This is a genomic window from Stenotrophomonas sp. SMYL41 (genome assembly GCF_036319965.1).
GTDB classification, from domain to species: Bacteria; Pseudomonadota; Gammaproteobacteria; order Xanthomonadales; family Xanthomonadaceae; genus Stenotrophomonas; species Stenotrophomonas maltophilia_R.
Map to the genome: position 1 here is coordinate 1 of NZ_JAWIRX010000021.1, position 19,415 is coordinate 19,415.

At 67.8% G+C, this 19,415-nt stretch carries 17 protein-coding genes and 1 riboswitch; of the genes, 6 read left to right on the forward strand and 11 right to left on the reverse strand.

Annotation, left to right across the window (positions count from 1 at the left end):
- Nucleotides 1-302: 302 nt before the first annotated feature.
- Entirely contained in the window at nucleotides 303-1,403 is a 1,101-nt protein-coding gene (ribB, locus tag V3B30_RS19420) for a 3,4-dihydroxy-2-butanone-4-phosphate synthase (RefSeq protein WP_100471268.1), read from the reverse strand.
- The gene (locus V3B30_RS19425) at nucleotides 1,400-2,026 is read right to left on the reverse strand and encodes a riboflavin synthase (protein WP_262083104.1); all 627 of its coding nucleotides are present in this window, start codon (nucleotides 2,024-2,026) and stop codon (nucleotides 1,400-1,402) included. The genes ribB and V3B30_RS19425 overlap by 4 nt, the downstream gene beginning before the upstream one ends.
- A 74-nt stretch (nucleotides 2,027-2,100) precedes the next feature.
- Nucleotides 2,101-2,246, reverse strand: a riboswitch (FMN riboswitch).
- A 289-nt stretch (nucleotides 2,247-2,535) separates the two neighbouring features.
- On the opposite strand from V3B30_RS19425, the gene V3B30_RS19430 reads away from it, so the two are divergent.
- From V3B30_RS19430 to V3B30_RS19440, 3 genes are all read left to right on the forward strand, one after another.
- Entirely contained in the window at nucleotides 2,536-3,156 is a 621-nt protein-coding gene (locus tag V3B30_RS19430) for a hypothetical protein (RefSeq protein WP_014035962.1), read from the forward strand.
- A gap of 148 nt (nucleotides 3,157-3,304) precedes the next feature.
- A complete protein-coding gene (locus V3B30_RS19435; RefSeq protein ID WP_262083103.1) occupies nucleotides 3,305-4,189 on the forward strand; it encodes a hypothetical protein in 885 nt (294 codons plus the stop codon).
- A gap of 95 nt (nucleotides 4,190-4,284) precedes the next feature.
- A complete protein-coding gene (locus V3B30_RS19440) occupies nucleotides 4,285-4,719 on the forward strand; it encodes a hypothetical protein (RefSeq protein WP_238381524.1) in 435 nt (144 codons plus the stop codon).
- A gap of 35 nt (nucleotides 4,720-4,754) precedes the next feature.
- Here the strand turns inward: V3B30_RS19440 and ribD are convergent, their stop codons facing one another.
- From ribD to V3B30_RS19475, 7 genes are all read right to left on the reverse strand, one after another.
- A complete protein-coding gene (gene ribD / locus V3B30_RS19445) occupies nucleotides 4,755-5,840 on the reverse strand; it encodes a bifunctional diaminohydroxyphosphoribosylaminopyrimidine deaminase/5-amino-6-(5-phosphoribosylamino)uracil reductase RibD (RefSeq protein WP_262083102.1) in 1,086 nt (361 codons plus the stop codon).
- 107 nt (nucleotides 5,841-5,947) lie between these two features.
- On the reverse strand, nucleotides 5,948-6,469 hold the full coding sequence (gene nrdR, locus V3B30_RS19450) for a transcriptional regulator NrdR (RefSeq protein ID WP_087921508.1): 522 nt from the start codon (nucleotides 6,467-6,469) through the stop codon (nucleotides 5,948-5,950).
- Between the two features lie 149 nt (nucleotides 6,470-6,618).
- Nucleotides 6,619-7,068, reverse strand: coding sequence for a hypothetical protein (locus V3B30_RS19455; RefSeq protein ID WP_262083101.1), 450 nt, complete (start codon nucleotides 7,066-7,068; stop codon nucleotides 6,619-6,621).
- Between the two features lie 27 nt (nucleotides 7,069-7,095).
- Nucleotides 7,096-7,515: a hypothetical protein gene (locus V3B30_RS19460; protein ID WP_262083100.1), complete on the reverse strand. Its 420-nt coding sequence runs from the start codon at nucleotides 7,513-7,515 to the stop codon at nucleotides 7,096-7,098.
- A 6-nt stretch (nucleotides 7,516-7,521) separates the two neighbouring features.
- Entirely contained in the window at nucleotides 7,522-7,995 is a 474-nt protein-coding gene (locus V3B30_RS19465) for a hypothetical protein (RefSeq protein ID WP_262083099.1), read from the reverse strand.
- 123 nt (nucleotides 7,996-8,118) lie between these two features.
- On the reverse strand, nucleotides 8,119-9,372 hold the full coding sequence (gene glyA, locus V3B30_RS19470) for a serine hydroxymethyltransferase (protein ID WP_010481990.1): 1,254 nt from the start codon (nucleotides 9,370-9,372) through the stop codon (nucleotides 8,119-8,121).
- A gap of 187 nt (nucleotides 9,373-9,559) precedes the next feature.
- Nucleotides 9,560-10,033, reverse strand: a complete 474-nt coding sequence (locus V3B30_RS19475) for an RcnB family protein (RefSeq protein ID WP_100471260.1) — start codon at nucleotides 10,031-10,033, stop codon at nucleotides 9,560-9,562.
- Nucleotides 10,034-10,286: 253 nt separating this feature from the next.
- On the opposite strand from V3B30_RS19475, the gene ettA reads away from it, so the two are divergent.
- The 3 genes from ettA (at nucleotide 10,287) to V3B30_RS19490 (ending at nucleotide 14,437) form a co-directional block, all read left to right on the forward strand.
- Nucleotides 10,287-11,951 (forward strand): energy-dependent translational throttle protein EttA, encoded by a 1,665-nt coding sequence (ettA, locus tag V3B30_RS19480; RefSeq protein ID WP_005408049.1) that lies wholly within the window; start codon nucleotides 10,287-10,289, stop codon nucleotides 11,949-11,951.
- Between the two features lie 83 nt (nucleotides 11,952-12,034).
- Nucleotides 12,035-13,351 carry an NCS2 family permease gene (locus V3B30_RS19485; protein ID WP_262083098.1) on the forward strand — a complete coding sequence of 439 codons (1,317 nt, stop codon included), beginning with the start codon at nucleotides 12,035-12,037 and terminating at the stop codon, nucleotides 13,349-13,351.
- Between the two features lie 81 nt (nucleotides 13,352-13,432).
- Nucleotides 13,433-14,437: a DUF4434 domain-containing protein gene (locus V3B30_RS19490; RefSeq protein ID WP_262083097.1), complete on the forward strand. Its 1,005-nt coding sequence runs from the start codon at nucleotides 13,433-13,435 to the stop codon at nucleotides 14,435-14,437.
- Here V3B30_RS19490 and V3B30_RS19495 read toward each other — a convergent pair.
- Nucleotides 14,431-17,265 carry a hypothetical protein gene (locus tag V3B30_RS19495; RefSeq protein WP_262083096.1) on the reverse strand — a complete coding sequence of 945 codons (2,835 nt, stop codon included), beginning with the start codon at nucleotides 17,263-17,265 and terminating at the stop codon, nucleotides 14,431-14,433. The genes V3B30_RS19490 and V3B30_RS19495 overlap by 7 nt on opposite strands.
- Complete coding sequence (locus V3B30_RS19500; RefSeq protein ID WP_262083095.1) at nucleotides 17,262-19,409, reverse strand: glycosyl transferase family protein; 2,148 nt, start codon at nucleotides 19,407-19,409, stop codon at nucleotides 17,262-17,264. The genes V3B30_RS19495 and V3B30_RS19500 overlap by 4 nt, the downstream gene beginning before the upstream one ends.
- Nucleotides 19,410-19,415 lie beyond the last annotated feature (6 nt).

Below are 19,415 nucleotides of genomic sequence, written 5' to 3' on the forward strand. Positions count from 1 at the left end.
AGAAGGGGCGCAGCAGCAAATGCCGTCTGCACGCAAGCGCCTGCATTTCGGCCAATCAGAGCCTCCCAGGGGATCTGGACGACCCGCTCAACCGGGTGCGGGCGGCGGGGGGGGGGGGGGGGGCCCCCCCCCCCCCCCCCCGGGGGCGGGGGGGCCCCCCCCTCTGGTGGTAACCCGCCGGGGGGGGGCCCCCCCGGGGGGGGGGGGGGGGCCCCGGGGGGGCGCCCCCCCCCGGCCCCCCCCCACCGGTGGCATGGGGTCGGCACCCACCGGTAGTGCCGGCCGCTGGCCGGCAATCCCCATTACAGGGTCACCGTCTCCACCACTTCCAGGCCGTACCCGGCCAGGCCGATCTGGCGGCGCGGGGTGCCCAGCACGCGCAGCTTGCCCAGGCCCAGGTCGGACAGGATCTGAGCGCCGGCACCGTTGCGGCGCCACTGGCCCACGTCCTTGTCCTTGCCCGGCACCACCGGCGCCGGCTGCTGGCGCAGGCGGGCCAGCAGGGCTTCGCCATCGCGCGGGGCCGACAGCACCACCATCACGCCCGCGCCCTCGGCATCGATCGCGCGCAGGGCATCGGTGGCGGCCACGCCGAAATCATCGCGGCGCCAGTGCAGCAGGTCGGCCAGCGGGTTTTCCACCTGCACGCGCACCAGGGTCGGCGTTTCGGCACCCGGGTTGCCACGGACCAGCGCGAAGTGCAGGTCGTGGGCGATGCGGTCGCGGTAGGTCACCAGCTTGAACGGGCCGAACTCGGTCTCGATCTCGCGCTCGTCCACGCGCTCGACGGTCTTTTCGGTGGCCAGGCGGTAGGCGATCAGGTCGGCGATGGAGCCCATCTTCAGGCCGTGCTCGCGGGCGAACACTTCCAGCTCCGGGCGGCGCGCCATGCTGCCATCCGGGTTCAGGATCTCCACCAGCACGCCGGCCGGTTCCAGCCCGGCCAGCATGGCCAGGTCCACGCCGGCTTCGGTATGGCCGGCACGGGTCAGCACGCCGCCCGGCTGGGCGATCAGCGGGAAGATGTGGCCCGGCTGGTGCAGGTCCGACGGCTTGGCGTTGGGCTTCACTGCAGTGCGGATGGTGTGGGCGCGGTCATGCGCCGAGATGCCGGTGGTGACACCCTCGGCGGCCTCGATGCTGACCGTGAAGTTGGTCTGGAACTGCGCGGTATTGGCCTGCACCATCGGCGCCAGGCCGAGGTCGGCAGCGCGGGTGCGGGTCAGCGGCAGGCACACCAGGCCACGGCCGTGGGTGACCATGAAGTTGATGTCCGACGGCTTGACCAGTTCGGCGGCCATGATCAGGTCGCCTTCGTTCTCGCGGTCTTCGTCATCGACGATGACCACCATGCGGCCCAGGCGGATGTCTTCCAGGATTTCCGGAATCGGGGCGAAATTCATGCTGCATCTCCATGCGGGTGCTGACCGTTGGTCGGCACACCCATCAATCGCTCGACGTAACGGGCGACCAGATCGATTTCAAGATTGACCGCGCTGCCCACGCCTGCGGCGGAGAAGGCGGTGTTGGCCACGGTGTGCGGGATCAGGGCGACTTCAAAGCCTTCGTCGTCCACTTCGTTGACGGTGAGGCTGACGCCGTCCACGCAGATCGAGCCCTTCTTGGCGATGTAGCGGCGCAGCGAGGCCGGCGCGGCGAAGCGCCAGCGCTGGGCACGCGCGTCTTCGTGGATGGACAGCACCTGGCCGAGGCCGTCGACGTGGCCGCTGACCAGATGGCCGCCGAGGCGGTCGGTCGGGCGCATGGCGCGCTCCAGGTTGATGACCGCCCCCTCGCCCAGCTGGCCCAGCGTGGTCAGGCCCAGGGTCTCGGTGGAGGCATCGGCCTGGAAGCTGCTGGCGTCGAATGCGATGACGGTGAGGCAGACGCCGTTGATGGCAATGCTCTCGCCCATCTGCACGTTGTCGAACGGCAGATTCCCGACATTGAAGGTGAAGCGGACATCGCCGCCGATGGATTCGCGTGCGGCCAGACGGCCGACGCCTTCGATGATTCCAGTAAACAAGTAACGTTCTCCGCGGAATGTGAGCGAAAAACGCCGCAAGGCAAACAGGCGCACGCAGGGCATGAGCCCTGTGGCACCGTCTTCTTTCATCCGGACTATGACCGTCGGCTCCGGCATTGGACCGGATCTGCTGACCCCCGGCCGTGGGCCGGGGCGCTCGCGGGCTTGTGCTTGCGCACCTACCGCCGGTGGGGAATTGCACCCCGCCCTGAAGACGTTTGTGTACCGGCGAACCGGCGCGGCTAGTGTACCAGCCCGTGCTGAACGGGGTCGGATCCCTTTCCGCAGGAAAGGGCTCTGACCCCATGGCTCGGTGGCACAGCAGTACTGGGGTCAGAGCCGTTTCCCGATGGGAAACGGATCCGACCCCCAACCCGGCCCCCAGCCTGTGACGGCCGTCTCTCGCATTTTGTAAAACTTTCATTAAAATCCGCAGCGGACGACATGAGGTCGCCACGGGCAGCCGCGACGGCAGGCCCGCCAATGGACTGAAATTCACAGGAATTCCCATGCGCAAGATCCTGATCGTGGCTGCCCTGCTGGCCGCCGCCCCGTTCTCGGCTTCGGCCGACGCCCTGAGCTACACCTACGTGGAAGGCGGCTGGACGCAGGTCCAGGTTGACGACAACGCACTGGACGACCCGAAGGTCGACGGTGGCTACCTGCGTGGCTCGGTCGCGCTGGCCGAGCAGGTCTACGTGTTCGGTGGCTGGTCGCGCACCAGCAAGACCCGCCACTACGGCGAAGACTCGCTGAAGCTGGAACTGAACCAGCCGGAGCTGGGTATCGGCTACCACATGCCGTGGACCGACCGCCTGGACTTCACCGCCGATGCCGCCTGGGTCCGCCAGAACGCCGAATCGACCCTGCGCTATGACGGCGTGCGTTACCACGGCAAGGACCACACCAACCTGGGCCGCGTCACCATGGGTATCCGCGGCAAGCCGTCGCGCATGACCGAAGCCTGGGCCAAGGCCGGTTACATGGATGGCGGCAACAACTACAAGGGCACCTGGGTCGGCACCGTCGGCGGCCAGATCAACTTCACCAAGACCTGGGGCGTGGTGGGCGAAATCGCCGGCTACCGCGACGTCACCCAGTACTCGGTCGGCGTCCGCGCCAGCTTCTGATTGCCCGATCCTCGTCGTGCGATCGAACGGGCCCTGCAAGGGGCCCGTTTTTTTTGGCCCGCGCGCACTGCCACGTGACCCCATCGCGCCATCGAAAATCCACGCAGATGCGCTAGGCTTGCGCGCCTCTGGAACAGGAAACACCGTCATGAAGACCCCCTTGCGTACCTTGCTGGCCAGCGCCCTGCTGGCTGCCCCGCTGCTGGCTGGCGCCGCGCCGGCCACGCTGACGCCCGAACAGGCCTTCGATCTGTACGCACGCGCGCTGCTGGAAGATGATGCGGCTGCGACCCGCACGCTCAACGATGCGCTGAAGCCGGCGTTCGAAGGCCAGGATGCCGTGACCCCGAACCCGGGTGCGTTGGCCAAGGCGCTGGCCGAACCGTGGCAGACCGTGCTGGCCAGTACCGGCACCAAGGTCGATGCCGCCGCCACCGAAGCGCTGTATGCCAAGGCGCTGCGTGATTCGAAGTGCCGCGCCAGCAAGAGCGTGATTGAAGACAACGAGTACGTGGAAGACCAGAAGCTGGCGCGCATCACCTTCAGCTGCCAGGTGCCCGACCTGGGCAAGGTGCGCCCGCTGTTCGCCGCCAGCCTTGCAGCCGACGCCAGCCCGGCCTCGCGCAAGCAGTTCACCGACGCCTACACCCAGGCGCTGCAGAGCGGTGCGCGCGTGCCGGTCAGCGGCACCTTCACCCTGTACCCGGCCAAGGACAACGGCTACTGGTACAGCGGCAACTTCGACGACCTGGTGGGCACCGTGACCGGCGCGCTGGCTCCGTTCGAGGACTGGATGCAGGACGCGCAGGCGGCCAGCGCACCGAAGGTGACCGGCGTCCCGGGCTGTGACCTGCTGCTGCAGCAGCATCGCGCCTGCGTGGCGAAGATCGCGCCGGACCAGCTCAGCGGCGTGGATGCGATGGCCGAGGAACTGAAGGCCAAGGCCCAGGTGCAGTCTGCCGATGAGATGACGCAGGAATGCAAGGCGCTGCGCCCGATGGCCGAGATGATGTGGACCGACGAGTGCGCGTGAGGCACGTGTAGAGCCGAGCCCACGCTCGGCTCGTGGTCGCGGATGACGACTGCATCCGCACTTTCAGAACCGTTGCATGGCCCTGCGCGGCCTGCATGGTCAATGCTGTTGCCCTCTTCCACCGGGGCAGCCGCATGAAACATCGTACGACGTCGACCACGGTCATGCTGATGGCGCTGCTGGCGCTGACGGCGTGCGGGCAAGCCAAAGTACCCAAGTCCAGGATCACGACCTTCTCGGTCATCCCATCGGTTGCCTTCGAATCAACCCTGCTGAGCGACAGGCAGCTGGATGCGTGGATGAGCGAAGACGACGACTGCCACGCGTTCCTGATGTATCACGATCAGTGCGCCGTGCTGGTATTGCCCCATGAGTACGACGACGGTTTTACCCGTCACCAGTTGCGATTGAAGGCGAAGAAACTGCCGGGCGAGGCACTGGGCGCGTACTGCCGCAACCTGCATGCGCTGTGGAAGCAGCAGTGGAAGGGCCAATGCCCGGTCGGCGAAGAAGACGACGAGGATGCCTGACCACAAGGGCATCGCCCCTGTTCCGCGTCATTCCCTCACGGGCGCAGCAGCAGCCTGATGTCCTCGCCCACCTGGCGCTGGTCAACCACGCGCAGGCGGCGCTGCTGGTCCATCGCATCGATGCCGAGGCCGGCCAGCAGTGGCCGGCCGTTGTCGCCCAGCAGCGTGGGCGCCTGGTAGAGCAGCAGTTCGTCCACCCAGCCCGCACGCAGCAGCACGCCGGCGAGGGTCGCGCCGGCTTCGGTATGCACCTCGTTGATGCCGCGCTCGGCCAGCAGCGCCAGTACGGCGCCCAGGTCCAGCCGCCCATCAACGCAGGGCACGCTGGCGAATTCGGCGTCGGCCGCATCCGGTGCGCTCACGGCTGCATCGTGCAGGTACAGCGTCGGTGCCCCACCCTCGCGCACGCGACTGCATTCGAGCGAGCGCAGGCGCGAATCGAGCACCACGCGCAGCGGCGGCATCACTTCGGTGTCGGCCAGGCGCACGGTCAGCATCGGATCGTCGGCCAGCACGGTCTCGGCGCCGGTCAGGATCGCGCCGGCGCGTGCCCGCCAGTGCTGCACGTCTTCGCGTGCGGCCGGCCCGGTGATCCACTTGGAGCTGCCATCGGCCATCGCGGTACGGCCATCGAGGCTGGCGGCCAGCTTCACCCGCAACCACGGCCGGTTGCGCTCCACGCGCGACAGGAAGCCCTTGTTGAGCTCACGCGCCTGCGCCGCCATCAGCCCTTCGGCGACCTCGATGCCGGCATTCCGCAGCAGATCGAAGCCACCGCCATCGACCTTCGGGAACGGATCGCGCATCGCCGCGACCACGCGCGACACACCTGCTTCGATCAAGGCCAGCGCGCACGGCGGCGTGCGCCCATAGTGCGCACAGGGTTCCAGGGTGACGTAGGCGGTGGCACCGCGTGCTTCGCTGCCGGCCTCGCGCAGCGCGAACACTTCGGCGTGCGGACCGCCAGCGCGCTGGTGCCAACCCTGCCCGACCACACGTTCGCCGTGGGCGATGACGCAGCCCACCATCGGGTTGGGGCGGGTGGTGTAGGCGGCGCGCTCGGCCAGGCGCAGTGCGTTGGCCATGTGCAGGTGGTCGAGGACGGAGAACGGGGGGCTCATGCGGCCATGGTAGCGCCGTTGGTGTTGATCCATGCCATCGGTGCCAACCAACGGTTGGCACCCACCAGTGGATGCGGCGGCATCGGTGCCAACCAAGGCTGGGGCGGTCAGCCCTTCTTCTTCTTGGTCAGGGCGATGACATCGCCCAGCAACTGCAGCTGCTCGGTACTGGACGGCAGGTCGCGCTCGAGCTTCTCGATCTCCTCGCGGAAATCGGCGACGTCCTCGAAGCTGCGGTAGACCGACGCGAAGCGCACATAGCCAACATGATCGAGCTTGCGCAGTTCGTTCATGACGAACTCGCCGACCTTGATCGAGGGCACTTCGCGCTCACCGCTGATGCGCAGCTGGTGAACCACTGCACGCACCGCTGCTTCGATCTTGTCTTCGGCCACCGCACGCTTCTGCAGCGCGCGGTCGAAGCCGGCGCGGACCTTGCGCTGGTCGAATGCCTCGCGGGTGCCATCGCTCTTGATGATCGCCGGCAGCTTCAGTTCCACCGTTTCCAGGGTACTGAAGCGCTCGCCGCAGGCTTCGCACTCACGCCGACGGCGGATCGTCGCGCCGTCTTCGGAGACGCGCGAGTCGATGACCCGGGTATCGGCATGTTGGCAGAAGGGGCAATGCATGGAACGCCTGGCTCAGGGAAGTACCTATTGCCACGGTCATGGCAGCGTCGCAAAGGTACCTGAGAAGGGGCGCAGCAGCAAATGCCGTCTGCACGCAAGCGCCTGCATTTCGGCCAATCAGAGCCTCCCAGGGGATCTGGACGACCCGCTCAACCGGGTGCGGGCGGCGGCGTGGCCGCGCGTGCCCAGCGCAGCCACGCCAGGTGCCCGGCCATCACCAGCAGAGGCGGACCAAATCCGAGGAAGCCCAATGTCGAGATCTCCCCGTGCTTGAAGGTCAGGTACAACGTGGCGGCGACCACGGCCAACGCGGCCAGCACCCCCAGCGCCAGGCCGACCCAGGCAACAACCGGCGATTGGCGCAGGCCGGCAAGGCCGCGCCACAGGAACAGGCCGCTCAGCCACAGCCAGGACAGCAGGCCGATGAGTCCGGCCGACGACCACAGCAGCAACAGCGTGTGCTCGTCGCCCGCCAGATACTTGCCATCCCATGCGACCATCAGCCCCAGCACGGCCCCCGTGCCTCCGGCGGCCACGGTGGGCAGGCCCGCCAGCAGGCCGGCAATGGCCATCCAGCGTTTGTGATGACGCTCATCCATGCGTTCGATGTCCTTCCACGGGCCACGTCATGCGCGGCGTTTGATCCACACCAGCATCGCAGCCGGTACCAGCATCGACGGGCCCAGCAGCAACAGGGTAATGCCCTCGGCGTGGACCGTGGCCCCCCACCACAACGCCAGGCCCAACGGAGGCAATGCAGCAAGCGCTCCGGCCAGCAGCATCCACCACCAGACCGGGCGCACTTGCAGCCCGGCGCGCCCCTGCATCAGGAAACCCGCGCTCAGCCACAACCAGGCCAGGCAGCCGGCAATGCCGGCCAGGCCCCACAGCGGCATCACCGTCACCGAGGCCAACGTGCCATGGCCGAACTGGCCCAACCCCATCAGCAGCAGCATCGTCGCCGCCGCACCGCCCATCACCAGGCTGGGCAGGCCAAACAGCACCGCCAGGGCGGCATACAGGTACCGGGCGCGGCGCTCATCCATGCGGCGTTACTCCGACGCCCGTGCCGGCGCGGATGGCGGGTCCACGGCTTCAACACGCAGCCACAGGAGGATCAGCATGCCGGCAGGCACCAACAGGGACGGCCCGGCGAACAGTCCGCTGAGCACGGAAGGGCCAAGCTCGGAGAAGTAGTACAGCGCCATCGCCAGCATGGGCAGGCCCGCCAGCACGCCCATGCCCAGCAGCCACCACCAGCGGCGTGATGCCATGCGCAGGCCGCGTGCCCCATCGCGCAGCCAGAAGATGCTGAGTGCAACCCAGGCCACCAGACCCGCGATCGCGCAGGAGCCCCACGCAAACATGCCGGCGGCAAACCACAGTTTGTCCGCGTCCAGGGAGACCAGCCCGATCACGCCCATGACCAGGGCGATGCAGGCGCCCGCGCCGCCGAAGAACAGGCTGGGCAGGCCGAACAACACCGCCAACGCCGCGTACAGGTACTTGAGGTGGCGCTCATCCATGCGCGGTTGCTCCGATACCGGGGTCAGAGCCCTTCCCTGCGGGAAGGGATCTGACCCCTGCTTCGATCCGGGCTTCGGGGTCGGATCCCTTCCCGCAGGGAAGGGCTCTGACCCCTGCTCCGATCAGCCGTAGACCGGGTACTTGCGGCACTGCGCGCTGACCGCGTCGCGCACGCGGGCGATGACGGCGTCATCGTTCGGTGCGTCGAGCACGTCCGCGATCCAGTTGGCCAGATCCACGCAGTCCTGTTCGACGTAACCGCGGGTGGTCACGGCCGGGGTGCCCAGGCGCAGGCCCGAGGTCACGAACGGCGAACGCGGGTCGTTGGGCACCGAGTTCTTGTTGACGGTGATGTGGGCCTTGCCCAGCGCGGCTTCCGCGTCCTTGCCGGACACGTCCTTGCCGATCATGTCGACCAGCATCAGGTGGTTCTGGGTGCCACCGGAGACGATCTTGTAGCCGCGCGCGATCAGCGTATTGGCCATCGCCTGGGCGTTCTTCACCACCTGCTGCTGGTAGGCCTTGAAGCCCGGTTCCAGCGCTTCCTTGAAGGCCACGGCCTTGCCGGCGATGACGTGCATCAGCGGACCGCCCTGGATGCCCGGGAACACGATCGACTGCAGCTTCTTGACCAGGTCTTCGTCGGCGCCCTTGGCGACGATGATGCCGCCGCGCGGGCCGCGCAGGGTCTTGTGGGTGGTCGAGGTGACCACGTGGGCGTGCTCCAGCGGGCTTGGGTAGACGCCAGCGGCGACCAGGCCGGCGACGTGGGCCATGTCCACGAACAGGTAGGCACCGACCTTGTCGGCGATGGCGCGGAAGCGCGCCCAGTCGATCACCTGCGAATAAGCCGAGAAGCCAGCCACGACCATCTTCGGCTTGTGCTCCAGGGCCAGGCGCTCGACTTCGTCGTAATCGATCAGGCCCTGGTCGTTCACGCCGTACTGCACGGCGTTGAACAGCTTGCCCGAGGCATTGACCTTGGCACCGTGGGTGAGATGGCCGCCGTGCGCCAGGCTCATGCCGAGGATGGTGTCACCCGGCTGCAGCAGGGCGAAGTACACGGCCTGGTTGGCCTGCGAACCGCTGTGCGGTTGCACGTTGGCGTAGTCCGCGCCGAACAGCTGCTTGAGGCGGTCGATCGCCAGCTGCTCGGCGATGTCCACGTATTCGCAGCCACCGTAGTAGCGCTTGCCCGGGTAGCCTTCGGCGTACTTGTTGGTCAGCTGGCTGCCCTGGGCCTCCATCACCGCCGGGCTGGTGTAGTTCTCGCTGGCGATCAGCTCGACGTGGTCTTCCTGGCGCTGGGTCTCAGCGGCGATGGCCTTGGCCAGTTCGGGATCGTAGGATTCGATGCGGACGTCACGCGGGAACATCGGGTACTCCAGCAGGCAGGGAAAAGGGGTACGGCTCAGCTCCCGATTGTAGCCCCGCACCGGGCTGCCGGGGCCGAAAAGGACGGGGCCGGCATCCCCGAAGGAATCCGGCCCCGTATGGTTTCGATTGATGGTGTGGGGTCAGAGCCCTTTCCGTTGGAAAGGGATCCGACCCCGGCCGCGATCCTCAGCGGCTGCTGAGCACGTACTGGGCGATCACACCGGTGGCGATGGCGACCAGCAGCATGTTGCCGCGGTCGTCGCGGATCCAGTGATGGCCATGCGGCGGACGACGCAGGTGGTAGCGCGGGTAGTCGTTCACCACATAGATCGGGCCGCGGTAGTAGTCGCGATAGCGGTGGCCGACCTTCCAGCCATAGCCGGGCCCATAGGCCGGGCGATAGACCACGCGCGGCGGTGCCGGGCGGTAGTAGCGGTCATGGTCGCGGTGCCATTCACGGCGGTCATGGCGGTAGTCGCGCCGGGCTTCACGGCGATCCCGCTCCCAGTCACGGCGGTCATGGCGCCACTCGCGGCGATCCTCGCGCCACTCGCGGCGGTCATGGCCACGGCGGTGGTCGTCGTCGGCGAAGGCCGGGGCCACGGCGCCGAGCGCCAGTACAGAGGCCACGGCGCTGGCCATTACTCGATTGATGCGCATGTCAGACCTCTGCATGGGTGGGTGGTGAGCCCATATTGCGCACCCGATCTGAACCGTTTCCGGCTGGAAACGCTTCCTGCTGCAGGACTGTGACGCGGTATTCAGGCCGCGGCCAGCCCGGCGCCCCCTCCCGGGCGCGGCCCGGAACCGGTTCCGGCTATAATTGGCGGTATTCCATTTCAGTCTGTGCCCGCTGCCGCAACGGGAGGTTCCCGTGACGGGTCGGGTGCAGGACCGCGCCTACGGAGACCGCATGTCCTCGCAATACATCTACACCATGAACCGCGTGTCCAAGGTGGTCCCGCCCAAGCGGCAGATCATCAAGGACATCTCGCTGTCCTTCTTCCCGGGCGCGAAGATCGGCCTGCTGGGCCTGAACGGCGCCGGCAAGTCCACCGTGCTGAAGATCATGGCCGGCGTGGACACCGATTTCGAGGGCGAAGCCCGCCCGCAGCCGGGCATCAAGGTCGGCTACCTGGCGCAGGAACCGGAACTGGACCCGACCAAGACCGTGCGTGAAGCGGTCGAGGAAGGCGTGGGCGAAGTGCTGCAGGCCCAGGCCGCGCTGGAAGCGGTGTACGCCGCCTACGCCGAGGAAGGCGCCGACTTCGACGCGCTGGCCAAGGAACAGGAGCGCCTGGAAGCGATCCTGGCCGCTGGCGACGCCCATACCCTGGAAAACCAGCTGGACGTGGCCGCCGATGCGCTGCGCCTGCCGCCGTGGGATGCCATCGTCGGCAAGCTGTCCGGTGGTGAGAAGCGCCGCGTGGCGCTGTGCCGCCTGCTGCTGCAGAAGCCGGACATGCTGCTGCTCGACGAACCGACCAACCACCTCGACGCCGAGTCGGTGGAATGGCTGGAACAGTTCCTGGCGCGCTACACCGGCACCGTGGTGGCGGTCACCCACGATCGCTACTTCCTGGACAACGCCGCCGAGTGGATCCTGGAACTGGACCGCGGCCGCGGTATTCCGTGGAAGGGCAACTACACCGACTGGCTGACCCAGAAGGATGAGCGCCTGAAGCAGGAAGACAACCAGGAAAAGGCTCGCCAGAAGGCGATCCAGAAGGAACTGGAGTGGTCGCGCCAGAACGCCAAGGGCGGCCGCACCAAGGGCAAGGCCCGTCTGGCCCGCCTGGAAGAGCTGCAGTCGGTCGATTACCAGAAGCGCAACGAGACCAATGAAATCTTCATCCCGCCGGGCGAGCGCCTGGGCAATGCGGTGATGGAGTTCAAGAACGTCTCGAAGAAGTTCGGCGATCGCCTGCTGTTCGACAACCTGAGCTTCCTGGTGCCGGCCGGCGCCATCGTCGGCATCATCGGCCCGAACGGTGCCGGTAAGTCGACCCTGTTCAAGATGATCACCGGCCAGGAAAAGCCGGACACCGGCGAGATCGTGGTCGGCCCGACGGTGAAGCTGTCCTACGTGGACCAGAGCCGCGACGCGCTGGAAGGCAACCACAACGTCTTCCAGGAAATCGCCGGCGGCCTGGACATCCTCAACATCAACGGCATCGAGATCCAGTCGCGCGCCTACATCGGCCGCTTCAACTTCAAGGGCCAGGACCAGCAGAAGATGGTCGGTTCGCTGTCCGGTGGTGAGCGTGGCCGCCTGCACATGGCCAAGACCCTGCTGCAGGGTGGCAACGTGCTGCTGCTCGACGAACCGTCCAACGACCTGGACATCGAAACCCTGCGTGCGCTGGAAGATGCGCTGCTGGAGTTCCCGGGCAACACCTTCGTCATTTCGCATGACCGTTGGTTCCTGGATCGCATCGCGACCCACATCCTGGCGTTCGAAGGCGACTCGCACGTGGAGTTCTTCCAGGGCAACTACCGCGAGTACGAAGAAGACAAGCGCCGCCGCATGGGCGACGACGCTGCGCCGAAGCGCCTGCGCTTCAAGGCGCTGAAGTAAGGCAACAGGAAAGGCCGCGCTCGCGCGGCCTTTCTCCTTCTGTGGGTCGCCTGCTTGCTGGCGACACCTTTGCGAGAAGCCCCATGTCCCTGTTCGAGCGCCTGTTCCAGCTGCAGCAGCACGGCACCACCGTGCGCACCGAGCTGCTGGCCGGTGTCACCACCTTCCTGACGATGTCCTACATCGTCTTCGTGAACCCCGAGATCCTCGGCACCACCGGCATGGATGCGGGTGCGGTGTTCGTGGCCACCTGCCTGGCCGCCGCGCTGGGTTCGGCGGTGATGGCGCTGGCCGCCAACTTCCCGGTCGGCATGGCACCGGGGATGGGCCTGAACGCGTTCTTCGCATTCACCGTGGTCGGTGCCGCCGGCCTGCCGTGGCAGCAGGCATTGGCGGCGGTGTTCATCTCCGGCCTGGTGTTCCTTGTTCTGTCGCTGACCGGTGTGCGCGCATGGCTGGTGTCGGGCATTCCTTCGTCGCTGCGCTCGGCGATCGTGGCCGGCATCGGCCTGTTCCTGGCGATCATCGCGCTGCAGAAATCCGGCGTGATCGTCGGCAATGAAGACACGCTGGTGGCGCTGGGCCCGTTGAACACGGCGCCGCCGCTGCTGGCGCTGGCGGGTTTCCTGTTGATCGCGGTGCTGGAAGCACGCCGGATCCGCGGCGCGATCCTGATCGGCATCCTGGCGGTGACCGGCGCCGGCTGGGCGCTGGGCGACGTGCAGTACCAGGGCCTGGTCTCGCTGCCGCCGAGCCTGGCGCCGACCTTCCTGCAGCTGGACCTGCCGGGCCTGCTGCACCATGACGGCGGTGCGCCGATCGCGGTACTGCTGCAGGTGGTGCTGGTGTTCGTGCTGGTGGAAGTGTTCGATGCCACCGGCACCCTGTACGGCGTGGTCGGCCGCGCCGGCCTGCTGAAGCTGCCGGGCGCGCAGAAGCGCTTCGGCCGCGCGCTGCTGGCCGACAGCACCGCCATCGTGGCCGGTTCGATGCTCGGCACCAGCAGCACCACGGCCTTTGCCGAAAGCGCCTCGGGCGTGCAGGTGGGCGGCCGCACCGGCCTGACCGCGCTGGTGGTATCGGCATTGTTCCTGGCCGCGCTGCTGTTCTCGCCATTGGCGGCGATGGTGCCCAGCTACGCCACCGCGCCTGCCCTGCTGTTCGTGGCCGGGCTGATGCTGCGCGAACTGGTGGAAGTGGACTGGAGCGACCTGACCGAATCGGTGCCGGCCGCATTGTGTGCGCTGGCGATGCCGTTCACCTACTCCATCGCCAACGGCCTGGCGTTCGGCTTCATCGCGTATGCGGCGCTGAAGGCCGGCACCGGCCGCTGGCGCGAAGTGCATCCAGCGGTGTGGCTGGTGGCCGTGCTGTTCACCCTGCGCTACGCGCTGGAATAAGCGCTGGGCGGTGCCGGCCGGCGGCCGGTACTACGCGCTCGGGTTCACCTGCCACGCACGGTGCTCTGGGATGATGCAGGCATGGTTCCGCCTGTCCTTCCCGCAGATCCGTCTTCGCCGTTGCGCCGGCGGCTGCTGCGCGCGGCAGTGCTGGCTCCGGTCGCCAGTGCGCTCGCCAGCCTGCCCGGCTGTTCGCTGCCGGTGCAGGTGGATGGCACCTTCCTGCAGCCCTGGCGTAGCCACCTGCAGTGGGGCCAGGCCGACTGGCAGCGCTCGTTGAAGCTGGCCCATACGCTGGGCTGCCGGCAGCTGGTGCTGCAATGGACGGGCATCCTCGGTGGCAGCGACGGCGACTGGTCACTGCCGGACAGCAGCCTGCAGCAACTGTTCACCGCCGCCAGCGAGAACGACATCCGCATCCGCGTCGGCCTGCCCTTCCAGCAACGCTGGTGGCAGGCTATCGGCGCAGACGACGCCACGCTGCAGGCCTTCCTGGCCGAAAGCCTGGCGCACGCACGCCAGTGGTTGGCACAGGCGCTCTGGGCGCAGCAGCCGGCCTTCGGGGGCTGGTACCTGCCCTACGAACTGGAGCAGTACCACTGGGCCGATCCGGCCCGCCAGCAATGGCTGGCGCAGTGGCTGCACGGCCTGGTGCAGGCCGCCAGCGCACGCGGCGGCAACTGCGCGATTTCCTGCTACTTCAGCCGCCTGCAGACCGACGGCAACCTGGTCACGCTGTGGCAGGCGGTGTTGGCACAGACCGCGCTGCGGCCAATGGTGCAGGACGGCGTAGGGGTGGCCGGCGCCGGCAACGTGCAGCAGCTGCAACCGCTGCTCGATCATTTCCACGCGCAAGGCATCGGCTTCGATGCGATCGTCGAGCTGTTCCGCGAACTGCCCGGCGGCCCGGCCGATGGCAGCGGATTCAAGGGCGAAACCGCCGATGCCGCACGCATCCAGCGGCAGTTGGCATGGGCACGCGGCAGCGGCGCCCAGCACGTGCTGGTCTATGCGCTGGAGCCGTGGCTGACCCAGGACACGCCGCAGGCGGCGGCGCTTCGGCGACGCTGGGGCGTGCCTCAGTAGTAGAGGATGGCGGTGGCGAACAACCCCTTGGCGCGCTGCGTATCACCACCGCCGATCGCGAAGCGGTACTGCACGGTCAAGTCCAGGTAGGAGCGCGGCGTGTTGTAGTGGTCCTCGCGGAACCAGTAGCGCACGCCCACGCCAGGGCCGGCGCCAAGTGACCAGCTGCGCTGCGTATCGTTGAGCGCGAACGACTGCGCCGGGAACAGCGGGTAGCGGATGTCGCGCACGCGCGAGCGCTGGTCCAGCCAGTCCGCTCCCACCACCACATACGGCGTGACCACCCAGTGGGTCTGCCCGGCGCCGAAACGGAAGCTGCGGCCCGCGCGCAGTTCACCGGCAGCGAACCACTGCTCGCGATGCAGCCGCCCGTTGGCATCGCCGATCCGCCGTACCGGCGTGCCATTGGCATCGAGCGCATCGAGGGTGAAGTGGGCGCCGTTGTCGTCCCAGGTGTAGCCGCCCTGCGCGTAGCCGCTGACCATCCACCACTGGTTCACATCGGTACGCAGATCGGTGCCGTGGTAATAGCCGTAGGTCAGGTAGGACATCCACCCGCCGGAACCGCTGGCCAGGCGGTAGCGGGCCAGCGTGCTGGCTTCCAGTGGTGGATGCCGGGCCAGCTGCAGGCGGCACTGCACGGCCGCCGATGCGGGATAGACATCGCCCGTGCGGGTGGCGCTGCCCAGGAACTGGCGACGCTCGATGCCGGCGCTCAAACCGGTCTGGCCAAACGCGTAGCGCAGGCCGAACGAGGCGATGGTGGACGGCCAGCCGGTGGTCGAGCGCGAGTGACTGAGGCGCTCGGCGCGTGCACGCGCATCCGGCGTTGATTCGCCGGTGCACGGATCCACCGCACGGATCGATTCGTAGGTGCCGCCTTCGTCGTACAGCGTATTGAGCAGGCGTGCGTAGAGCTCCAGCGTGCCATGCTGGTCATTGAAGGCTGGTGGCCGCCAGAAGGCCTCCAGCGTGCTGAACACCGAATCACCCGGCGTGCTGATCGCCGCCCCGCCGACATTGGTCGCCGCCTGGCGTGCTCCACGGAAGCCGGCCGAGGCGATCACGCCCCACTCGCGCGAATAGTTGGCGATGGCATTGCGCACGCTGAAGCGCTGGTGCCCATCCAGCGGCAGCTCACCAGCGTCTGCGCGGTCGATGGCGCTACGCAGCAGTGACACCGCCTGTGGGTGATCACCGTTGGCTGCACTCGCATATGCCTGGTCCAGCACCACGCTCTTCGGTGCCCTGCCGGTGGCCTCGGCGGCGCGGAAGTCAGCCAGTGCCTGCGCCGGCTGGTGCGCCTTCTGGTTGAGGTAGCCGCGCTGCATCAGCGCCTCCGCATCGTCAGGGCGCTGTGCCAGCGCCGCATCCAGGCGCTGCCGTGCTTCGTCCTGCTGGGCGCGGTTGCCCGACGCCAGCGTGGTGGTCAGCAGGCCTTGCAGTTTCGCGTCGTCCGGTGCGAGCTGCACGGCCTGCCGCGCCTCACTGATGGCCTCGGCGTAGTCCTGGCGCGCGTAGGCCGCGTAGGCACGCTGCGCGGCACCGCCATCGCCCTGCAGGTCGGCCGGCATCAGCTCGCAGCGGTTGCCGCTGTCAACAGGCTGGCAGTGCTGGACCGGTGCCGGGTAGGTCTGCGCGCTGATGGGGGGCAGCGCGCGACTTGAGCGGATCGCCCGGGCGCGCTGCTCGATGCCCTGCAGCAGCAGCTGCTTCGCGCGTGCATCGCCCGAGTCGCTTGGCAATGCCGACTGCAGTGGTGCCAGCAGCGCCGCGGCGCGCGTGCGGTCGGCGCTGGCCAGCGCCGCATCCACCGCCAGCAGGCGCACGTTGCGCTGCTGCGTTGTTGACCCCGGCGCAGCGAGTGCGGTGTCGAAGTCCTCATTGGCCAGCACGGTATTGCCCTGGCGCTGGCGCAGGTAGCCGCGCATCACCCGTGCATCGAGATCCTGGCCGTCGGCCTGCAGCGCCTGGTCGGCACTGCGCTCGGCGTCGGCCAGCTGCCCCTGTTGCAGCTGCGCGGTAATCAGCAGCAACCGGTACGTGGCCACCTCCGGCGCCAGCTCGACAGCGGCACGTGCCTGCGCAACGGCCGCGGCATCATCCTGCGTGGACAGCGACCGATACGCCTGCTGGGCCTGCAGCAGCGCACGCTGTCGATCCAGCGCCACACGCCGGGCACGCAGCGCCTCGGCATTCGGCGCGCCCAGCTGCAGCGCGGTGGCAATGGCGGCGTCGGCCTGTTCGGGCTGCTGCTGTGCCTCCAGCGCGGCCACCCACAGCAGTGCCCAGGCACCCTGCGTCGGCTGCTGCCGGAAGGCCTGTTCGGCCTTGCCGGCCGCTTCTCCCATCCGCCCGGCGTCATAGGCCATGTATGCCTCGGTGGCCAGCGCGTAGGCCTGCTGCCGGCTACGGTCCGCGGCGCTGCCGGCCGGGCGCGATGGCGATGCAGCACGCGCGCCGGTACGGTCCGTGGAGGTGCTACGTGCAGCGGTGGCGGCCGCCAGCGCCGGCAACGCCGGATCCTTCAACCCCGCATCCAGCGCGCGCCGCGCCTGCTGCTGCGCTTCTGCGCTACGGCCGAGCTTCTGCAGCGCATAGATCTGCAGCAGGCGCAGCCGCACCACGTCCGGGCGCAACCGGATCGCTTCGCTGGACTGCTGGTAAGCCGCGCGGTAGTCACCGCGCTCATAGGCGGCGAACGCCTGCTCTGCGATGCGGTAGGCCGCACCGGACAGCGGCAGTGCGGCATCGGCTTGTGCCAGCACCGGCGCGGCAGCGCTGGCCAGTGCCACGGCAATGACGGTGGACAGCAGCGTGGTCTTCATGCCGGCACGGCTCCGGGAGGCGGCGACTGCAGCGTGGCCGCGCGCCGGCGCTGCTCCTGCATGGCCTGAGCCACGGCGTCTTCGGTGGCAATGCCCTGCTTGACCAGGTAATCGCCGATGCGTCCATCGCGCTGCGGCTTGTAGTCGTCCAGTGCAATCTCGAAGCGCGCGTGGTCGATCAGGCGCATCTCCACCAGCAGGTCGCCCAGCAACGGCACGTTGTCCAGCTGCCAGTGCCGGTCACCGCCGATCAGGCGCAGGCCGGCGTTGATCTCGCTTTCGCGGGCGATGCTCTGTTCAATGTGGGCGCTGCGGGTTTCCTGCTTCAGCAGTGCCAACGCCTCTTCGGGCAATGGGCTGGCCACGGCCAGCCGCAGGGTGCCTTGCTGGCGCGGTGGCAGCGGCAGCATGCGCCATTGCACGCAGGCATCGGCGCTGACCGGGAACTGGCCGGCGCGCAGGTAGTCCACATCGATCACCGCGCGCTGCAGGTCGCCCTGGAAGGCGATGGCCTCGGCCAGCGTTTCATCATCCAGCCAGCCCTGGGTGAGCAGGATGCGGCCCAGCGGCTGCTGACGGCCGGCATGCTGCTGGTCCAGCGCCTGCTGCAGCCGCTCCGGTTCCACCGCCTGCCAGGTGGCCAACAGCTCGCCCAGCTGCTTGCGGGTCTGCACCAGCTGCGCGGCGTCCGGGAAGTCGTGCATGGTCTTGTCCCAGACCATGCGCTTGCCGAACAGCAGGTAGGCCAGGAACACCTTCCACGCGCGTGCGGTGGCCATGAAATTGATCATGTTGCCGACCACCATGCGCGGGATCGACATCAACGCATGCTCCCAGCCGTACAGCCGGTTGACGAAGTAGAAGCGCTGCACGACCCGGGTCGCCAGTGCCGCGGTGGTCAGCAGCGCCACGTTCATCTGCCAGGTACCGGCCTGGAACACGCTGGGGAACTGCATCGTCCACACCCCGGTCATCTTCAGCAGCCAGAACAGCAGCAGCTGCAGGAAGATGAGATAGGCGATGATGCTGACGAACGAGGTGATGATGCCCTTGCGGTCGCGCGCCAGCAGGTACTTGGTCGCCAGCGAACCACGCCAGCCCAGCGACTCCCAGCTCTGCAGGCCGATGCCCAGTACCCAGCGTGCCTTCTGCCGGTACGAGGCACGGAAATTGTCGGGGAAATATTCGCGCACGCACAGCGCCATCTGCTGGGTGCGCTCGCGTACCGGCCCCCAGCCGAACCACGACGGGCGGCGCACGCGGAACTGCACCGGGAAGCGCGCGAAGATCGACTGCATGCCCATCGCCGCCAACCGTGCACCCACGTCGTAATCCTCGGTGAGGCTGTCGGTGTTGAAGGGTTGGTTGTCGGTCTGCGCGCTCAGTGCCAGCAATGCCCGCCGCGAGAAACAGGTACCCACGCCCGCCGACGGCACCATGCCGGAGACGCTTTCGCGTACGACCAGATCCTTGGCGTGCCATTCGGCGAATTCGTCCATGTAGACACCGGCCACCAGCTCGTACCACTCGCGGTCCAGCGAGGTGACCGGCAGCTGGATCATGTCCTTGCGCGGCAGCAGGTAGTTGTAGAAGCGCAGTTCCATCGGGTGCAGCACGTCCTCGCTGTCGTGCAGGATCACCCCGGCGAATTCGATGTCGTGCCGCTTCTCGTAGTCGAAGATGGCCAGGATCAGCCAGTTCAGGCAGTCGGCCTTGCTGGTCGGCCCGTCGTGGGGCACTTCCACGCGGCGCAGGCGCTTGTAGCGGCGGCGCATGCGCTCGACTTCGTCGATGGTCTGCGGGTCGTTGGGATAGGTGCCGACGAACACGACGTACTCCCGGTAGTCGAGCACGTTGATCATGTTCTCCACCATCTGCGCGATGACGTCGTACTCCATCCACGCCGGCACCATGATCGCCAGCGGCTGTTGTGGCCGCTGCAGCAGGTCTTCCTGGGTCAGCGGCCGGTACGCATCGCGGCGCTTGATGGTGAGCGCGCGCCAGCTCTCGCGCACCCAGTACCAGGCATCGATGAACAGGTCATCGAGGCTGGAGATGAGGATCAGCACGGCCACCGCCGCTGCCGTGGTTTCCAGGGCGGCGTAGTAGTTGGCCAGCTGGATGTTCCAGAACAGACCGTCCACGGTGGA